Genomic DNA, 17,070 nt, shown 5'->3' on the forward strand with positions numbered 1-17,070 from the left:
CGTGGGTCAGGACTTGGCGGACAGGCGTGCGGTCAGGGAGCCCAGTGCGAGGACACCCGCGATGGTCGCGGCGATGAGCGCGACGTAGAACACCGCGACGCCGCCCCAGGAGCCGCCGCCCGCGTTGAGCAGGAACTGCGCCACCAGCGGGGTGGTGCCGCCGATGAGGGTGGAGCAGAGCTGGTAGGAGGTGGAGACGCCGGTGTAGCGGATGTGCACGGGGAAGGCGTTGGCCAGGAATCCGGCGAGCACCGCGTAGTAACCGGCGCCCGCTACGGTGCTCAGGGCCAGGGCCAGCCAGATGAGCACCGGGTTGCCCGTCTCGACCATGAGGAACATGGGCAGGGCCAGCAGCGCCGCGGCGCCCAGGGTGGCGACCATGAAGCGGCTCACGCCGACCCGTTCGGCGATACGGGAGGCGAAGGGCTGCCAGACGAACTGGATGACGGCGTTCAACAACAGGATGTTGAGCATGACCTGGCGATCGATACCCAGTTCGCCAGTGGTGTAGGACAGCATGAAGGTGCTGATGAAGTAGGCCATCGCGATGCCCAGCCCGCTGGCCAGGACGGCGGCGGCCACCCGCTGCCAGTGGTGGCGCATGAGCTCCACGATCGGCACCCGCACGACCTGGTTGTCCGACTTGGCCTGGGTGAACTCCTCCGACTCCTCGATCTTGAGCCTGATCACCAGGCCGACCACGACGAGCAGCGCCGAGAGCAGGAAGGGGACGCGCCATCCCCAGGCGAGGAACTGCTCGTCGGGCAGCGTCGCGACGAGGGTGAACATCAGGGTGGCCAGGATGTTGCCGGCGGGGGAGCCCTGCTGCACGAACATGCCGCCGCGCACCTTGGCCTGGGAGGTGTCGGACTCCGAGGCCAGGAGTACGGCGCCTCCCCACTCCCCTCCCACCGCGAAGCCCTGCAGAGCGCGGAACACGGTGAGCAGGATCGGGGCGGCCACACCGATCTGCGCGTGGCCGGGCAGGAGGCCGATCGCGAAGGTGGCCACACCCATGATCAGCAGTGTGGTGACCAGGGTGTTCTTGCGGCCGAACTTGTCGCCGAGGTGCCCGAAGACCACACCGCCGACAGGGCGGGCCAGGAAACCGGCCCAGAACGTGGCGAACGAGGCGATCAGCGCGATGCCCGGTTCGGCGTTGGGGAAGAAGACCGGCCCGAAGGCGATGGCCGCCGCCAGGCCGTAGATGTAGAAGTCGTACCACTCGACCGTGGTGCCCAGGAAGGCGGCCATGCGCTCGCGCCTGCCGTTCCTGGGGGGACCGCTTGTCGTCGGGGGCGTGACAGCGCTGGGCATGTGGGGTCTCCCGGGGGTGGCTAACGCGAGGATGAGATGGGGGACAAGCTTGCGCTTCCTTTGTTTATGCTGTCAAATGCAGAAAAATAGCATTACCGATGCCTAGGAGGCATGGTGGACGTTCGGGTCCTGCGCTACTTCGTCGCCATCACCCAGGAGGGGAGCCTCACCAGAGGAGCCCAGGCCGTCGGCGTCTCCCAGCCCTCGGTGACCCGGCAGATCCGCGCTCTGGAGACCGACCTGGGCGTGCGCCTGTTCGAGCGCGGCCACGGGCCGCTCCACCTCACCCAGGCCGGCCGGCGGTTCCTCATCATGGCCAAGGACCTGGTACGCAGGGAGGACGCGGCGCGCAGGGTACTGCGGGCCGCCGACACCCCGGAGGAGTACCGCCTCCTGGTCGTGGCCCCGCAGGCCACGATCAGCTCGGGCCTGGCGCCCCTGATGGCGTCCAGCGCCTCGGGGATCCCCATCATCGACGCCATCGAGGCCGAGCCCGCCCACGTCTTCGAACGCCTCACCGGGCTGGGCGCGGACGTGGGCATCTCCACCGTCGCCCCGCCCGCGGGGTGGGAGTGCGAGAGGGTCGCCACCTTGACGGTCAGGGCGCACATGTCAACCGACCACCCCCTGGCCCGGCTCGACCAGGTCGACCTGACCGAGCTGGTCCGCCACCAGCTGATCGTGATGGACCGCAGCAACTCCGCCCGACTGGCCTTCGACCGCGGCCTGTCCGAGGCCGGACTGGCCCTGGCGGGCCCCGTCGAGATGCGCTCCTCCACCATGGCCCAGGGGCTGGCCGCCGGACGCGGGGGCATCGCGGTCCTGTCCAGCCTGCCCGAGTTCGGCCTCACAGCCGTCCCCATCGTGTCGCGGGGACAGACCATCGAGATGACGAGCTTCGCGGGATGGGAGGTCGGCCACTACGCCGAGCCCCTCATCCGCGGCTTCCTCGACCGGTTGCGGGCCCGGCTCAACGACGACGACTTCGCCTGGATCGGAGCCCGGGCGTGACCCTGCGTGGGGGCTGTCGCACACCGGTCACAGTGTGAGGGCGCCCGCACGGGGCGAGCACCACGCGTAGCGTCCGGCCGGGACGGCAGCCCGCCCCCGGTGCGAAGCGCCCAGCTGGTCACGGGCGGGGAGGACGAAACGGGGTACGGGCCCCGAAGGACACGCTCCTGGGGTGGAACGCCCCACTAGTCCATGGCGGCCCGGCCGTGGCGCCAGTAGCCGACGAAGGTGATGTCGTCCTTGGGGATGCCGTGCTCGCGTACCAGGGTGCGGCGCGGGCCACTCAGGCGCCGACGTAGGCCGCGAGGTGCTCGCCGGTGAGGGTGGAGCGGGCGGCGACGAGGTCGGCGGGCGTGCCCTCGAACACGACCCGGCCGCCGTCGTGGCCCGCCCCGGGGCCGAGGTCGATGATCCAGTCGGCGTGCGCCATGACCGCCTGGTGGTGCTCGACGACCACCACCGACTTCCCGGAGTCGACGAGCCGGTCGAGCAGGCCGAGCAGCTGCTCGACGTCGGCCAGGTGCAGGCCGCTGGTCGGCTCGTCCAGGACGTAGACGCCGCCCTCCCCGGCCATGTGGACGGCCAGCTTGAGCCGCTGCCGCTCGCCGCCGGACAGGGTGGTCAGCGGCTGGCCGACCCTGAGGTAGCCCAGGCCGACGTCCTCCAGCCGCCGCAGGATCCGCTCGGCCGCGGGCACCTTCGCCCCCTCGCCGCCGAAGAACGCGCGCGCCTCGGCCACCGACATCGCGAGCACCTCGCTGATGTCGCGGCCGTCGTCCGGGCCGCCCAGACGGTACTCCAGCACCTGCGGCTGGAACCTCCTGCCCTCGCACTCCTCGCACGGCGAGGCGACCGTGTCCATCATGGCCAGGTCGGTGTAGAGCACCCCGGCGCCGTTGCAGGCCGGGCAGGCGCCCTCGGAGTTGGGGCTGAACAGCGCTGGCTTGACACCGTTGGCCTTGGCGAAGGCCTTGCGGACCGGGTCGAGCAGCCCGGTGTAGGTGGCCGGGTTGCTGCGCCGCGAGCCGCGGATCGCACCCTGGTCCACCGACACCACGCCCGCGCCCGCGGGCATCGACCCGTGGACCAGCGAACTCTTTCCGCTGCCCGCCACGCCGGTCACCACGCACAGCACGCCCAGCGGCACGTCCACGTCCACGCCGCGCAGGTTGTTGGCGTCGGCCCCGCGGATCTCCAGGGCGCCCCGGGGCGTGCGCACCTTCGGCTTGAGCCGGGCCCGGTCGTCGAGGTGGCGGCCGGTGGGGGTGCCGCTGGCGCGCAGCCCCTCGACGCCGCCCTCGAAGACGATCCGCCCGCCGTCGTCACCGGCGCCGGGGCCCAGGTCGACCACGTGGTCGGCGATCGCGATGGTCTCCGGCTTGTGCTCCACGACCAGTACGGTGTTGCCCTTGTCGCGCAGCCGCAGCAGCAGGCGGTTCATCCGCTCGATGTCGTGCGGGTGCAGTCCCACGGTGGGCTCGTCGAAGACGTAGGTGACGTCGGTGAGCGAGGAGCCCAGATGGCGGATCATCTTGGTGCGCTGCGCCTCGCCGCCCGAGAGTGTGCCCGAGGAGCGGTCGAGCGAGAGGTAGCCCAGTCCGATCTCCACGAACGAGTCGAGCGTGTGCCCCAGTTTGTCCAGCAGGGGCCCCACGGACGGCTCGTCGAGGCCGCGGACCCACCCGGCCAGGTCGCTGATCTGCATCGCGCACGCGTCGGCGATGCTGATCCCGCTGATCTTGGAGGACCGGGCCGCCTCGCTCAGGCGGGTGCCGTCGCACGCGGGGCAGGCGGTGAAGGTGACCGCCCGGTCCACGAACTCCCGGATGTGCGGCTGCATCGCCTCGCGGTCCTTGGACAGGAACGACTTCCTGATCTTGGGGATCAGCCCCTCGTAGGTGAGGTTGACGCCCTCGATCTTCACCTTGACCGGCTCCTTGTGGAGGAAGTCGGCGAGTTCCCCCTCGGTGTAGTCGCGGATCGGCTTGTGGGGGTCCACGAAGCCCGACTCGGCGTAGACCCGCACCGTCCAGAAGTTGTCCGACTTCCAGCCGGGGATGGTGAACGCGCCCTCGGCGATCGACTTGGAGTCGTCGTAGAGCTGGGTGAGGTCGATGTCGGAGACCGTGCCCCGCCCCTCGCAGTGCGTGCACATGCCGCCGGTGCGGCTGAAGGTCTGCTTCACGGCCTTGCCGGTGCCCACCTTGATGGCGCCGCTGGCCTGGACGGAGGCGACGTTGAACGCGAACGCGTTGGGTGAGCCGATGCGCGGTTCCCCGAGGCGGCTGAAGAGGACGCGCAGTAGCGAGTTGGCGTCGGTGGCGGTGCCCACCGTGGAGCGGACGTTGGCGCCCATCCGCTCCTGGTCGATGATGATCGCCGTGGTCAGCCCGTCGAGGACGTCGACGTCGGGCCTGGCCATCGTCGGCATGAGGCCCTGCACGAAGGCGCTGTAGGTCTCGTTGATCATCCGCTGCGACTCCGCGGCGATGGTGTTGAACACCAGGGAGCTCTTGCCCGACCCGGAGACGCCGGTGAACACGGTCAGGCGGCGTTTGGGTATCTCGACGCTGACGTCCCCGAGGTTGTTCTCGCGCGCACCGTACACGCGGATCAGGTCGTGGCTGTCGGCGGCGTGCGGTTCGGGCGCCCCCGCGTCCGTCCTGGTGACCGTGCTCATGGATACTCCCTCGGTCGGGCGAGGCCTCTGCGCCTATGTCGTCCGGATCGGTCCCACCGGCGCCGGGCGGCGGCCGTCGCGCGCCGGTCAGTGTGGCCGGTGGGGTCCGTGGTGACAACGCTAGTGCTGTGGCCGGGAAGGTTCGCCCGGGTCAGTGATCGATGCCAGGGTTGACCGCAACACCAGCAGTCAACCCTGGGAGCCGCGGTGTCCGCACCCCTCAAAGCCCGCAGACTCACCAACCCCGAGGGCCAAAAACTCCAACGCATCGTCCGCCGGGGCAGCACCAACACCGTCCGCTACCGGCGAGCGATGATCATCCTGGCCTCGGCCAGCGGCAACACCGCCCCCGTCATCGCCCGCCTGGTCGCCGCTGATGAGAAGACCGTGCGCGAGGTCATCCACGCCTTCAACACCCAAGGGCTGAGCTGCCTGGACCCTAAATGGGCGGGAGGCCGTCCCCGCCTACTCACCCCCGACGAGGAAGACCTCGTCCTGAAGACGGCCACCACCCGCCCGACCAAGCTCGGCCAGCCCTTCACCCGCTGGTCGCTGCGCAAACTCGCCGCCCACCTGGCCCACCGGCCCGGACCGGGCCTGCGCATGGGCCGCGAGACCCTGCGAACGCTCCTGCACCGGCATGGCATCACCTTCCAACGCACCACGACCTGGAAGGACTCGCCCGACCCCGAGGCCGATGCCAAACTCGACCGCATCGAGCACGTCATGGAGCACTTCGCCGACCGGGTCTTCGCCTTCGACGAGTTCGGACCGCTGGGCATCCGGCCCACCGCCGGGACGGGCTGGGCCCGCAAGAGCCGCCCGCACCGCCTTCCGGCCACCTACCGGCGCACCCATGGCGTCACCTACTTCCACGGCTACTACTCGGTGGGAGACGACACCCTGTGGGGCATCAACCACCGGCGCAAGGGCGCAGCCAACACACTCACCGCGCTCAAGACGATCCGGGCCGCCCGCCCGGACGGCGCCCCCATCTACGTGATCATGGACAACCTGTCCGCACACAAGGGCCCCACGATCCGCTCCTGGGCCCAGCGCAACAAGGTCGAGTTGTGCTTCACCCCCACCTACGCCTCCTGGGCCAACCCGATCGAGGCGCACTTCGGGCCGCTGCGCCAGTTCACCATCGCCAACTCCCACCACCCCAACCACACGGTGCAAACGCGGGCGCTGCACGCCTATCTACGGTGGCGCAACGCCAACGCCCGCGACCCGGACGTGCTCGCGGCCCAGCGCCGTGAACGCGCCCGGGTACGCAGCGAGAAGGGTGTTCGTTGGGGAGGCCGACCGCTACCCGTAGCGGCGTGAGGGCACCCGGGCGAACCTTCCCGGCCACGGCACTAGACGGGGGAGCGGGGGCGGCGCTTCTCGATTCCTGACCGGACCGCCGCAGGTGTCGCCTGTGTGACGCGAGGGGGCGGCTCGGGTCAGTCCATGGCGGAGCGGCCGTGGCGCCAGTAGCCGATGAAGGCGATGTCGTCCTTGGGGATGCCGTGTTGGCGGACGAGGGTGCGGCGTAGTTCGGTGGGCAGGGCGTTCTCTCCTGCGACGAAGCAGTAGGGGCGGCCTTGGGGGAGTTCGGCGGTGCGTACGGTCTCCAGGGCGAGTCGTCCGGGGACGGTGTGGGGGTCGGTGCGGGGGAGCCAGTGCACGTCGACTCCGGGCGGGGCCTGGACGGGTCGGACGTCGTCGGGACAGGGGACTTCGAGGTAGGCCTGTCCGCGCAGGTGGTCGGGGGCCTGTTCGAGGATGGAGAGCAGGGCGGGTACGGCGCTCTCGTCGCCGACGAGCAGGTGCCAGTCGGCCTCCTCCGGAGGCAGGTAGTACACGCCGTCCGCGAGCATGCCCGCCTCGTCGCCGGGAACGGCGGCGGAGGCCCAGGCCGAGGCGGGACCGGCGTCGCCGTGGTCCACGAACTCGATGTCCATCTCCAGGGCCTCGGCGTCGAAGCGGCGCACCGAGTAGCTGCGCACGTGCGGCTGGCGGTTCGGCGGCATGGCGCGGAGCTGCTCGAACCACCGCTTGTCGGCGTCGGCGGGCATGTGCAGCCGGTCCTGGTTCGCGCGGGGCAGGAACAGGCGCACGAACTGGTCCCGGCCGAGGAAAGCGAAGTCGGCCAGCTCGGGGCCGCCCAGGGTCACCGTGACGAAGTGCTTGCTCAGGCGCTCGGTCCGCACCACGCGGGTGCGGATCATGGCGCGGTGGCCGGGCTGTTCGACGCGCACGGGGCTGCTTCCTCCTTGTACGGGGGCACGGGGGCGGACCGCCTCCAGGTGAGGTTAGCCGAACCTTGCTTCGCCCGCGCCGCCCCAACCCCGGGACCCTCTAGTGCCGTGGGCGCCCGCAGAGCCCGAACACCCGGCCGGTCAGTCCCGGGACTCGGGGCGGGCCCGGCGCCATGCCTCCTCGAAGTCGTCGCCGCTGGTCTCCAAAGACGCGTACCACGGGTCGTACAGGTCGCAGGGTGGGTTGAACGGCCAGTCCTCCGGGCCCGTCTTGACGGCGGTGCCGTCCGGAGCGATCTCGACCTGCCGCAACCGACGACCGTCCGGACCGATCTCCATCAGGAAGACCTCCGGGACGTCCTCCCCCTGCCAGCGCAGGTACACAAGGTCCCGACCCGCCAGGGCACCGAAACCGGGCTGGTCGCGCTGGGCGTCACGCTGGGCGCGCAGACTGGACAGCGGGTTCGGGTCCGGCGCGTCGAGGTTGACCTCCTCCAAGGCACGTGTCCGCATACGTTCGAGGACGTAGGGGTCGGTGACCACCTCGACCTCGGCGCAGGCGCGCACGATCTCCTCCGCGGAGCCGGCCCACACCCACCACCACAGGCCGCCCATCCCGTAGTCGTGGAGGACCAGGTGGCGCGTCTTTCGTTCGCCGCTTCGTCGGTGCACGACACGTGAGCCTACGCCGTCCTCGGGCGGTCCGCCGTGTGGGCCGGTGCGTAACTTTCACGGCTCTTGTCCGAGATGTAAATCTACGTAGTAAAGATGCTGCTTGTCCGTTTTGTCTTCATTGGAGAGCTTCTCCGTCCGAAGGCCGTGTCCACAAGCGGACACGACTGTCGGCACCGTGCCGGAGAATCGGCGTATGACACAGCCAGCACACCGACACCACGCCATCGACTACCTGGAGCTCACGGTCACCGACCTGGACCGGGCGCGGCGCTTCTACTCCGAGGCGTTCGGGTGGCGCTTCAACGACTACGGCCCCGGCTACGCGGGAATCCAGAACCCCGAGGGCCCGGACGCCCCCGAGGTGGGCGGCCTCGCGCTGGGCGAGGAGACGCGCCCGGGCGGCCCCTTCGTCCTGCTGTACTCGGCCGACCTGGAGCGCTCAGTCGAGGCCGTGGAAGGCGCGGGCGGCAGCGTGGTCCGGGGTCCCTACGCCTTCCCCGGCGGGCGCCGCTTCCACTTCACCGACCCCAGCGGCAACGAACTGGGCGTCTGGGCCGAGGCCTGATGGGCGGGCAGGCCCCCGAGGGGGGAGACCCCGCCGTCGAGCACCTGGCCGCGACCCTGCGCCGCCGCCGGGAGGAGCTGGCGGGCGCGGGCGGGGTGCGGATCGGCAGCGCCCTGGTCGTGCACGCGCTCGCCACGCACATGTGGGCGGGGGTGCCGGTCCCGGCCGTGGCCTGCCACGCCTCCGTCGATCCGCTGCGGCTGCGCGCCTCCGCCGGGCCGGTGACCTGCCGCCGGTGCCTGGCCCAGAGCGGTCAGGAGCGGCAGCGGCAGGTGCCCGGGCAGACCGAGCTGGAGGTGTGACCGGCCGCCGCCCGGGGCCCGTCGGCACGCGGGTCGCCGTGATCCTCCGTCCCCGCGCGCTCCCCGTCGCCCGGCTCAGGCGGGGCGGCCGGTGTGGCGGGCGACGGCCTCGTTGAGGACCGCGCAGGCGCGGCGCAGGTCGGCGGGGTGCGCCGACCCGTAGCCCAGGACCAGTCCGTGCACGGTCGGGGCTCCCTGGCTGGCCCGCGAGGTGTCGTCCACCAGCACGCCCCGTTCGGCGGCCTCGGCGACCACGGGCGCGACGGCGCGGGCGGGCAGCGGGAGCAGGACGTGCAGGCCCGCGGTGTCCCCGACGGGGCGCGTGGTGAGGAGGTCGATCAGCAGCCCGCGGCGGCGGGCGTACTCCAGGCGCATGCGGCGCAGGTGCCGGTCGAGGTCACCGCGTTCCAGCAGCAGGGCTGTGGCGGCCTGGACGGGGACGCTGGTGCGGTCCGACAGGTCGTGGCGGACGGCGGCCAGGCGTTCCAGCAGCGCGGGTTCGGCGACGATCCAGCCGATGCCCAGGTCGGGGGAGAGGGTCTTGGACAGGGTGCCGAGCAGGATGACGCGGTCGGGGCCCAGGCCGTAGAGGGCGGGCAGGGGCGCCACGTCGTAGCGGAACTCGGCGTCGTAGTCGTCCTCCACGATCATCGCCGCGTTCCGGCGGGCCCAGGCCAGGAGGCGTTCGCGGCGCGGGACGGGCAGCCGTCCGCCGAGCGGGTACTGGTGGGCGGGCGTGGTGTGGAGGAGGGACAGGTCGTCGGGCAGGTGTTCGGTGAGGATGCCGTCGCGGTCGACCGGGCAGGGGAGCACGCGGGCTCCGCGGGCGGCCAGGATGGTGCGGGCCTTCTGGTAGCCGGGCTCCTCCACGCCCGCGCGGGTGCCCGCGCCGAGCAGGGCGGCCCCGACCAGGTCCAGGCCGTTGCCGGTGCCGCGGGTGACCATGACGTTCTCGGGGCCGATGCGTACTGCGCGGGTGCGGCGCAGGTGGTCGGCCAGGAACGCGCGCAGCCGGGGCAGGCCGCGGGGGTCGGGGTCCTCGTCCAGGGGTTGTTCGGCCGCGTGCCGCCAGGCCCTGCGCCAGGCGGCGCGGTCGTGGTCGCGGACCCAGGGGGCGCCGGGGCGCAGGTCGATCATGCCCTGGCGGCGGGCCTGTTCCCGGGAGGGGCGCGGGGCGGTTGTGTGCACGGCGGGGGTCGCGGTGGCGGAGGGGGCGCCGTGTCCGCCGACGTCGTCGTTTCCTCCGGCGTCGTGCCGGGCGGGGGAGGGCGGTGCGCTGTCCTGGGCGACGAAGGTGCCCGAGCCGTGGCGTCCCTCCAGCCAGCCCTCGGCGTAGAGCTGCTGGTAGGCCTCGGTGACCACGGTCCTGCTCACGCCCAGCTGCACGGCCAGGGCGCGGCTGGAGGGCAGGCGTTCCCCGGGTGTGAGCGTCCCGCCGGACATGGCCTTGCGCAGTGCGTCGGACAGCTGTGTCGTGAGGGGGCGGGCGGCGGAACGGTCGAGGTGGAAGGCCGGTTCGGCCAGACGGCGGGGCACAGTGGTCCTTCGTTTTCGGGCAGAAGTGGCCATGGTCGAAAGGTCCACTTGCTTTCTAGGCTGACGCCATGCTCTCCACGACAGAACGCACCCGGCTGCGCCGCGGCAAGCACAAGGCCCGTACCGACCGGGCCGACCTGTACGACCTCCTGGACGAGGGGGTGGTGTGCCACTTGGGGGTGGTGGTCGACGGTGCGCCCATGGTGGTGCCCACCGCCTACGGGCGGATCGGGGACACCCTGTACCTGCACGGTTCGACCGGGGCGCGGTCGCTGCGCGCGGGCGGTGAGGTGTGTGTGACCGTGACCCTGTTGGACGGCCTGGTGCTGGCCAGGTCGCTGTTCCACCACTCGGTCAACCACCGCTCCGCGATGGTCTACGGCGTGCCGCGGGTGGTCGAGGACGAGGGGGAGCGGCTGGAGGGGCTGCGCGCGCTGGTCGGGCAGTTGGCTCCGGGGCGGTGGGAGGAGGCCCGGGAGCCGACCGCGAGGGAGTTGGCGGCCACGCGTGTGCTGGCGCTGTCGTTGGAGGAGGCGTCGGTGAAGGTGCGGACGGGGCCGCCGACGGACGACGAGGAGGATCTGGCCCTGCCGGTGTGGGCGGGTGTGGTGCCGGTGCGGCAGGTGTTCGGGGAGCCTGAGCCGGATCCGGGTCTGGCGCCCGGTTTGGGGGTTCCGGTCGGGGCGGCGGGGCGGTCGCCGGTCCCGTCGCCGCCGTCCTGAGGTCGGCCGTTCCGGGAAAACGGTGCGCGGGAAAACCGCGGCGGTCGCCCTCGGGCATTCTTTGGCCTATTGGATAGGCCAATAGTCCTTTATTGCGGCGTGTTCGCCGGGTGGACGCCGTCCTGGTCACCGCCGCCGGGGAAGACGGCCGTCCGATGTGGCCAAACTCGCGTGAAACGGGGGTCGGGCGGTGCCGCCGGGCGTTTTTTGTGGGGTTCCCACAACGCATCGCCTTCGCTATGCGTGGTTCGGCCCATTGGTGTACCCGGCGGTAATCGACCAGGGTAGAAAGGGTAGGTGCAGGCGACGCTCCGAGACCCGGACGTCGCCTTCTGCGCGTGGTACTTGGGAGGCTCAACCGGTGTTCAGTCGTGTCGCCATCGTCAACCGTGGAGAGGCCGCTGTGCGGCTCATCCACGCTGTCCGGGACCTCTCAGCGGAAACCGGCGCGCGGATCGAGACGGTGGCCCTCCACACCGACGCCGACCGCGACGCCACCTTCGTCCGCGAGGCCGACGTCGCCTACCCGCTCGGTCCCGCCTCGGCCCGTCCCTACCTCGACCACGCCGTACTGGAGCGCGCCCTGATCCGGACCGGCGCCGACGCGGCGTGGGTGGGCTGGGGCTTCGTCGCCGAGGACCCGGCCTTCGCCGAGCTGTGCGAGAGGATCGGCGTCACCTTCGTCGGTCCCAGCGCCGAGGCCATGCGCAAGCTCGGCGACAAGATCGGCGCCAAGCTGATCGCCGAGGAGGTCGGCGTCCCGGTCGCGCCGTGGAGCCGCGGCGAGGTCGCCACCCTGGAGGAGGCGCTGCGCGCCGGTGAGGAGATCGGCTACCCGCTGATGCTCAAGGCGACCGCGGGCGGCGGCGGTCGCGGTATCCGCATGGTCGCCTCGGGCGAGGACCTGGCCGAGGCCTACGAGCGCACCAGCCAGGAGGCGCTGCGCGCCTTCGGCTCCGGTGTGGTCTTCCTGGAGCGCCTGGTCACCGGCGCCCGCCACGTCGAGGTCCAGATCATCGCCGACGGGCAGGGCACGGCGTGGGCGCTGGGCGTGCGCGACTGCTCGGTGCAGCGGCGCAACCAGAAGATCATCGAGGAGTCGGCCTCCCCGGTCCTGGACGCGGAGCAGACCGCGCACCTGAAGGCGTCGGCCGAGCGGCTGGCGCTGGCCGTGGACTACCGCGGCGCGGGCACCGTCGAGTTCCTGTACCACCCGGGCGAGAAGCTGTTCGCGTTCCTGGAGGTCAACACCCGCCTCCAGGTCGAGCACCCGATCACCGAGATCACCACCGGCACCGACCTGGTCCGGCTCCAGCTGCACGTGGCCGCCGGCGGGAGGCTGGAGGGCCCCCAGCCGGTCGAGTCCGGCCACGCCGTCGAGGCCCGGCTCAACGCCGAGGACCCCGACCGCGACTTCGCGCCCGCCCCGGGCCGCATCGCGCGCCTGTCCCTGCCCACCGGTCCGGGCGTGCGCGTGGACACCGGTGTGCGCGAGGGCAACACCATCCCGGCCGACTTCGACTCGATGATCGCCAAGGTCATCGCCTACGGCCGCGACCGCGAGCAGGCGCTGGGCAGGCTGCGCCGCGCGATGGCCGAGACCACGGTGATCATCGAGGGCGGCGCGACCAACAAGAGCTTCGTGCTCGACCTGCTCGACCAGCCCGAGGTGATCGACGCCAGCGCCGACACCGGCTGGATCGACCGCGTGCGCGCCCAGGGGCGCCTGGTCAGCCACCGCCACTCCGCGGTGGCGCTGGCCGCGGCCGCGATCGAGGCCTACCAGGACGAGGAGGAGGTCAGCCGTCAGCGGCTGCTGTCCACCGCGCACGGCGGCCGCCCGCAGGTGCAGCACGAGAGCGGCCGTCCGCTGGATCTGAAGCTGCGCGGCGTGGGCTACCGGGTGAGCGTGGCCCGCGTCGGGCACCGGCGGTTCCGCGTCGGCGTCTCCGGGGGCGGCGACGTGCACCCGGCGGACGTGGAGGTCGAGCGCTTCGACGCGCACAGCGGCCAGATCGTGGTCAACGGCCACCGGTTCCGGTTGGTGTCGGCCACGCACGGGCCGGTGCACCTGGTCGAGGTGGACGGTGTCACGCACCGGATCAGCCGCGACGAGGGCGGTGTGCTGCGCTCCCCGGCGCCCGCCCTGGTGGTGGCGACGCCGTTGTCGGTGGGCGACGAGGTCGAGTCCGGCGCGCCCGTCCTGGTGCTGGAGAGCATGAAGATGGAGACGGTGCTGCGCGCGCCGTTCCGCGCCCGGGTGCGCGAGTGCCCGGTGTCGGTGGGCAGCCAGGTCGAGACCGGTGCGCCGCTGATGCGGTTGGAGCCGCTGTCCGACGGGGACGCCGAGGAGACGGAGTCGGGCACGGAGGCCGTGGCGATCGAGCTGCCCGAGGAGGCCGGTGAGGCGTCCGCGGCCGAGCGCGTGGAGCGCGGTCTTCAGGACCTGCGCGGTCTGCTGCTGGGCTTCGACGCCGACCCGCACGACCGCGGGCGGGTGCTGGCCGACTACCTGGCCGCCCGCGCCGAGCTGGGCGGGCGTCCGGTCGAGGGCGAGCTGGACCTGTTCACCGTGTTCGCCGACCTGTGCGAGCTGAGCCGCAACAAGCCGGGCGGGGAGCCCGACACCGAGCCGCACAGTTCGGTGCACAGCCCGCGCGAGTTCTTCCACAGCTACCTGCAGAGCCTGGACGTGGAGCGCGCCGGGGTGAGCGAGGGCTTCCAGGCCAAGCTCACCCGGGTCCTGGCCCACTACGGGGTCGCCGACCTGGACCGCACGCCGGAGCTGGAGGCCGCGGTCTTCCGGATCTTCCTGGCCCAGCAGAACACGGGCGCCGCGCTGGCGATCGTGTCGGAGCTGCTGCGCCGCTGGCTGGCGGGCGGGCCGCCCGCGGAGGCGCTCAGCGAGCGCGCCGGGCTGGCCCTGGAGCACCTGGTGGAGGCCACGCAGGTGCGCTTCCCCACGGTGTCGGACCTGGCCCGCGGTGTGGTCTTCCGCTGGTTCGCCCAGCCGCTGCTGCGCCGCAACCGGGCCCGGGTCTACGCCGCGGTGCGCGACGACCTGCGCCACCTGGACCGCAACCCGGACGCGCCGGACCGGGCGGAGCGGATCCAGTCCATGGTGGCCAGCGCCGAGCCGCTGGTGCGGCTGGTCGGCCAGCGCATGGGGCGGGCCGGACGCGACCACGCCCCGCTGCTGGAGGTGCTGACCCGCCGCTACTACGGCAACCGCGGGCTGTCCGGGGTCGCCGCGCGCGAGGTCGGGGGCTGCCGGTTCGTCACCGCCGACCACAACGGCGCGGGCGGCCTGACGCGCGTGGTCACGACCGCCGTGGACATCGCCGCGCTGCCCGGCGCCGTCGGCGCGGTCGGTGAGCTGGCCGCCGACGTGGCCGAGCACGGCCTGGTGGCCGACCTCTACCTCACCTGGGAGGACCAGCCCGACGCCGACGCGATGGCGGTGCGGCTCGGCGGGCTCCTGGCCGAGCACCCGCTGCCCGCGGGCGTGCGCCGGGTCACCGCCACCGTCGCCGGTACCAGCGGCGCGGTGATGCACCACCACTTCACCTTCCGGCCCGAGGGCGACGGCTTCGCCGAGGACCGGCTGATCCGGGGCCTGCACCCGCAGATCGCGCGGCGCCTGCAGTTGCAGCGCCTGCGCGAGTTCGACCTGACCCGGCTGCCGTCGGCCGACGAGGAGATCTACCTGTTCCGGGCGGTGGCCAAGAGCAACCCGGCCGACGAGCGCCTCTTCGCGATGGGCCAGGTCCGCGACCTGACGCCGCTGCGCGAGGCGGACGGGCGCCTGGTCGCGCTGCCCGCGTTGGAGGACACGGTCACCGGGTGCCTGGACGCGATCCGCAACATCCAGGCGCAGCGCCCGCAGAACCGGCGCTTCGACACCAACCGCATCATGATGTACGTGTGGCCGGCGACCGAGCTGACCCCCGAGGAGCTGGAGACGCTGGTCCAGCGGCTGCTGCCGACCACGGCCGGGGCGGGGCTGGAGGAGGTCCAGTTCCTGGCCCGCCAGCGCACCTCCTCCGGTGAGCTGACCGAGGTCGCGGTGCGCATCAGCCTGGACCAGGGCCAGGACGCGCAGGTCCACGTCGAGGAGCCCTCGACGGAGCCGGTGCTGCCGCTGGACGACTACCGCCAGAAGGTGCTGCGCGCGGCCCGGCGCGGGACCGTCTACCCCTACGAGCTGACCGGTCTGCTGTCGGGCCCGGGCGGCGGTTTCACCGAGTACGACCTGGACGACAACGGCGTGCTGGTCCCGGTGGACCGGCCGCGCGGGCACAACTCCGCGGCGATCGTGGCCGGTGTGGTCACCACGCCGACCGTGCGCCACCCCGAGGGGGTCACGCGCGTGGTGCTGCTGGGCGACCCGACCAAGGCGCTGGGCGCGCTCTCGGAGCCCGAGTGCTCGCGGGTGATCGCCGCGCTGGACCTGGCCGAGTCGATGCGGGTGCCGCTGGAGTGGTTCGCGCTGTCGGCGGGCGCGCGGATCTCGATGTCCTCGGGCACCGAGAACATGGACTGGGTCGCGGCCGCGCTCAAGCGGATCGTGGAGTTCACCCAGGACGGCGGCGAGATCAACGTCGTGGTCGCGGGCATCAACGTCGGCGCCCAGCCGTACTGGAACGCCGAGGCGACGATGCTCATGCACACCAAGGGCGTCCTGGTGATGACGCCGGACTCGGCGATGGTGCTCACCGGCAAGCAGTCGCTGGACTTCTCCGGCGGTGTGTCGGCCGAGGACAACTTCGGCATCGGCGGCTACGACCGGGTGATGGGCCCCAACGGGCAGGCGCAGTACTGGGCGCCGAACCTGGCCTCGGCCCGCGAGATCCTCATGGCGCACTACGACCACACCTACGTCGTGCCGGGGGAGGAGGCGCCGCGCCGGGCCAGGACCCTGGACCCGGTCGACCGCGACGTCTCGCCGTTCCCGCACGCGGTGGCGGGCAGCGACTTCGCCACCGTCGGCGAGATCTTCTCCGCCGAGCACAACCCGGACCGCAAGAAGCCCTTCGACATCCGCACGGTGATGCGTGCGCTCTCGGACCAGGACCACGCGGTGCTGGAGCGCTGGGCGGGCATGGCCGACGCCGACACGGCGGCGGTGCAGGACGCGCACATCGGCGGCTGGCCGGTGTGCCTGGTGGGGATCGAGTCGCGGTCGGTGCCGCGGCACGGCTTCCCGCCCACCGACGGCCCCGACACCTACACCGCGGGCACGCTGTTCCCGCGTTCGTCCAAGAAGGTGGCGCGGGCGATCAACGCGGCGTCGGGCAACCGGCCGCTGGTGGTGCTGGCGAACCTGTCGGGGTTCGACGGCTCGCCGGAGTCGCTGCGCAAGCTCCAGCTGGAGTACGGGGCCGAGATCGGGCGGGCGATCGTCAACTTCGACGGCCCGATCGTGTTCTGCGTGATCTCGCGGTACCACGGCGGCGCGTTCGTGGTGTTCTCCAAGGCGCTCAACCCGAACATGACGGTGCTCGCGCTGGAGGGGTCGTTCGCCTCGGTGCTGGGCGGGGCCCCGGCGGCGGCCGTGGTGTTCGCCGGTGAGGTCAACACGCGTACCGCGAGCGACCCGCGGGTGACCGGGCTCCAAGAGCAGGTGTCGGCGGCCAGCGGCGCCGAGCGGGCCGCGCTCAACGCCCGGTTGGCCGAGACGCAGTCCTCGGTGCGGGCGGAGAAGCTCGGCGAGGTCGCCGCGGAGTTCGACCGGGTGCACAGCATCCAGCGCGCGGTCGAGGTGGGTTCGGTGGACGCGATCATCAGCGCCGCCGAGATGCGGCCGCGCATCATCGAGGCGATCGAGCACGGCATGAAGCGCTAAGCGCTGAGGCCAGCGGGGCGGGGGTACGGCGGCAGGCCGCGGCCCCGCCCCGTTCGCGTGCGCCGGGGGGTGGGCGGCGGGTCCGCCTCCGGCGTGTGGGAGGACGGGGCCGACCACCACGGGCACCGGTCGGCGGAGCCGCCGGTGTGCGGGCGGCCCGGGCTGACGGGC

11 protein-coding genes and 1 pseudogene are annotated in these 17,070 nt (G+C 72.3%); 6 read left to right on the plus strand and 6 right to left on the minus strand.

Going from position 1 to position 17,070, the window contains the following annotated elements:
* Positions 1-6: 6 nt before the first annotated feature.
* Positions 7-1,317 carry an MFS transporter gene (locus AC0VX6_RS11765; RefSeq protein ID WP_274977558.1) on the minus strand — a complete coding sequence of 437 codons (1,311 nt, stop codon included), beginning with the start codon at positions 1,315-1,317 and terminating at the stop codon, positions 7-9.
* A gap of 114 nt (positions 1,318-1,431) precedes the next feature.
* Here AC0VX6_RS11765 and AC0VX6_RS11770 point away from each other — a divergent pair, with 114 nt between their 5' ends.
* Positions 1,432-2,328, plus strand: coding sequence for a LysR family transcriptional regulator (locus AC0VX6_RS11770; RefSeq protein WP_475483717.1), 897 nt, complete (start codon positions 1,432-1,434; stop codon positions 2,326-2,328).
* A 185-nt stretch (positions 2,329-2,513) separates the two neighbouring features.
* Here AC0VX6_RS11770 and AC0VX6_RS11775 read toward each other — a convergent pair.
* A pseudogene (locus AC0VX6_RS11775) lies at positions 2,514-2,606 on the minus strand (siderophore-interacting protein); the annotation flags it as partial.
* A gap of 5 nt (positions 2,607-2,611) precedes the next feature.
* Entirely contained in the window at positions 2,612-5,008 is a 2,397-nt protein-coding gene (locus AC0VX6_RS11780) for an excinuclease ABC subunit UvrA (RefSeq protein ID WP_274977560.1), read from the minus strand.
* A 207-nt stretch (positions 5,009-5,215) separates the two neighbouring features.
* On the opposite strand from AC0VX6_RS11780, the gene AC0VX6_RS11785 reads away from it, so the two are divergent.
* Positions 5,216-6,337 (plus strand): IS630 family transposase, encoded by a 1,122-nt coding sequence (locus AC0VX6_RS11785; protein ID WP_475468592.1) that lies wholly within the window; start codon positions 5,216-5,218, stop codon positions 6,335-6,337.
* 119 nt (positions 6,338-6,456) lie between these two features.
* Here the strand turns inward: AC0VX6_RS11785 and AC0VX6_RS11790 are convergent, their stop codons facing one another.
* Both AC0VX6_RS11790 and AC0VX6_RS11795 read right to left on the minus strand, forming a co-directional pair.
* Positions 6,457-7,254, minus strand: a complete 798-nt coding sequence (locus AC0VX6_RS11790) for a siderophore-interacting protein (protein ID WP_475468593.1) — start codon at positions 7,252-7,254, stop codon at positions 6,457-6,459.
* A 141-nt stretch (positions 7,255-7,395) separates the two neighbouring features.
* Positions 7,396-7,926 carry a hypothetical protein gene (locus AC0VX6_RS11795; protein ID WP_274977562.1) on the minus strand — a complete coding sequence of 177 codons (531 nt, stop codon included), beginning with the start codon at positions 7,924-7,926 and terminating at the stop codon, positions 7,396-7,398.
* A 196-nt stretch (positions 7,927-8,122) separates the two neighbouring features.
* Between AC0VX6_RS11795 and AC0VX6_RS11800 the strand changes: the two genes are divergently transcribed.
* Positions 8,123-8,494: a VOC family protein gene (locus tag AC0VX6_RS11800; protein WP_274977563.1), complete on the plus strand. Its 372-nt coding sequence runs from the start codon at positions 8,123-8,125 to the stop codon at positions 8,492-8,494.
* Complete coding sequence (locus AC0VX6_RS11805; protein ID WP_274977564.1) at positions 8,494-8,796, plus strand: hypothetical protein; 303 nt, start codon at positions 8,494-8,496, stop codon at positions 8,794-8,796. The genes AC0VX6_RS11800 and AC0VX6_RS11805 overlap by 1 nt, the downstream gene beginning before the upstream one ends.
* Before the next feature lie 75 nt (positions 8,797-8,871).
* Here AC0VX6_RS11805 and pdxR read toward each other — a convergent pair whose 3' ends face one another.
* Entirely contained in the window at positions 8,872-10,332 is a 1,461-nt protein-coding gene (pdxR, locus tag AC0VX6_RS11810) for a MocR-like pyridoxine biosynthesis transcription factor PdxR (RefSeq protein WP_475468596.1), read from the minus strand.
* Positions 10,333-10,400: 68 nt separating this feature from the next.
* Between pdxR and AC0VX6_RS11815 the strand changes: the two genes are divergently transcribed.
* Together AC0VX6_RS11815 and AC0VX6_RS11820 are read left to right on the plus strand one after the other, a co-directional pair.
* Positions 10,401-11,054: a pyridoxamine 5'-phosphate oxidase family protein gene (locus AC0VX6_RS11815; protein WP_475468598.1), complete on the plus strand. Its 654-nt coding sequence runs from the start codon at positions 10,401-10,403 to the stop codon at positions 11,052-11,054.
* Positions 11,055-11,415: 361 nt separating this feature from the next.
* Complete coding sequence (locus AC0VX6_RS11820; RefSeq protein WP_475468599.1) at positions 11,416-16,899, plus strand: ATP-binding protein; 5,484 nt, start codon at positions 11,416-11,418, stop codon at positions 16,897-16,899.
* Positions 16,900-17,070 lie beyond the last annotated feature (171 nt).

It is taken from the genome of Nocardiopsis sp. iso_25 (assembly GCF_056173305.1).

Bases quoted from the DNA above. Each gene is read 5' to 3' on its own strand.
- AC0VX6_RS11765 (WP_274977558.1), bottom strand. From the start codon at position 1,317: ATGCCCAGCGCTGTCACGCCCCCGACGACAAGCGGTCCCCCCAGGAAC.
- AC0VX6_RS11780 (WP_274977560.1), bottom strand. From the start codon at position 5,008: ATGAGCACGGTCACCAGGACGGACGCGGGGGCGCCCGAACCGCACGCC.
- AC0VX6_RS11800 (WP_274977563.1), top strand. From the start codon at position 8,123: ATGACACAGCCAGCACACCGACACCACGCCATCGACTACCTGGAGCTC.
- AC0VX6_RS11805 (WP_274977564.1), top strand. From the start codon at position 8,494: ATGGGCGGGCAGGCCCCCGAGGGGGGAGACCCCGCCGTCGAGCACCTG.
- AC0VX6_RS11815 (WP_475468598.1), top strand. From the start codon at position 10,401: ATGCTCTCCACGACAGAACGCACCCGGCTGCGCCGCGGCAAGCACAAG.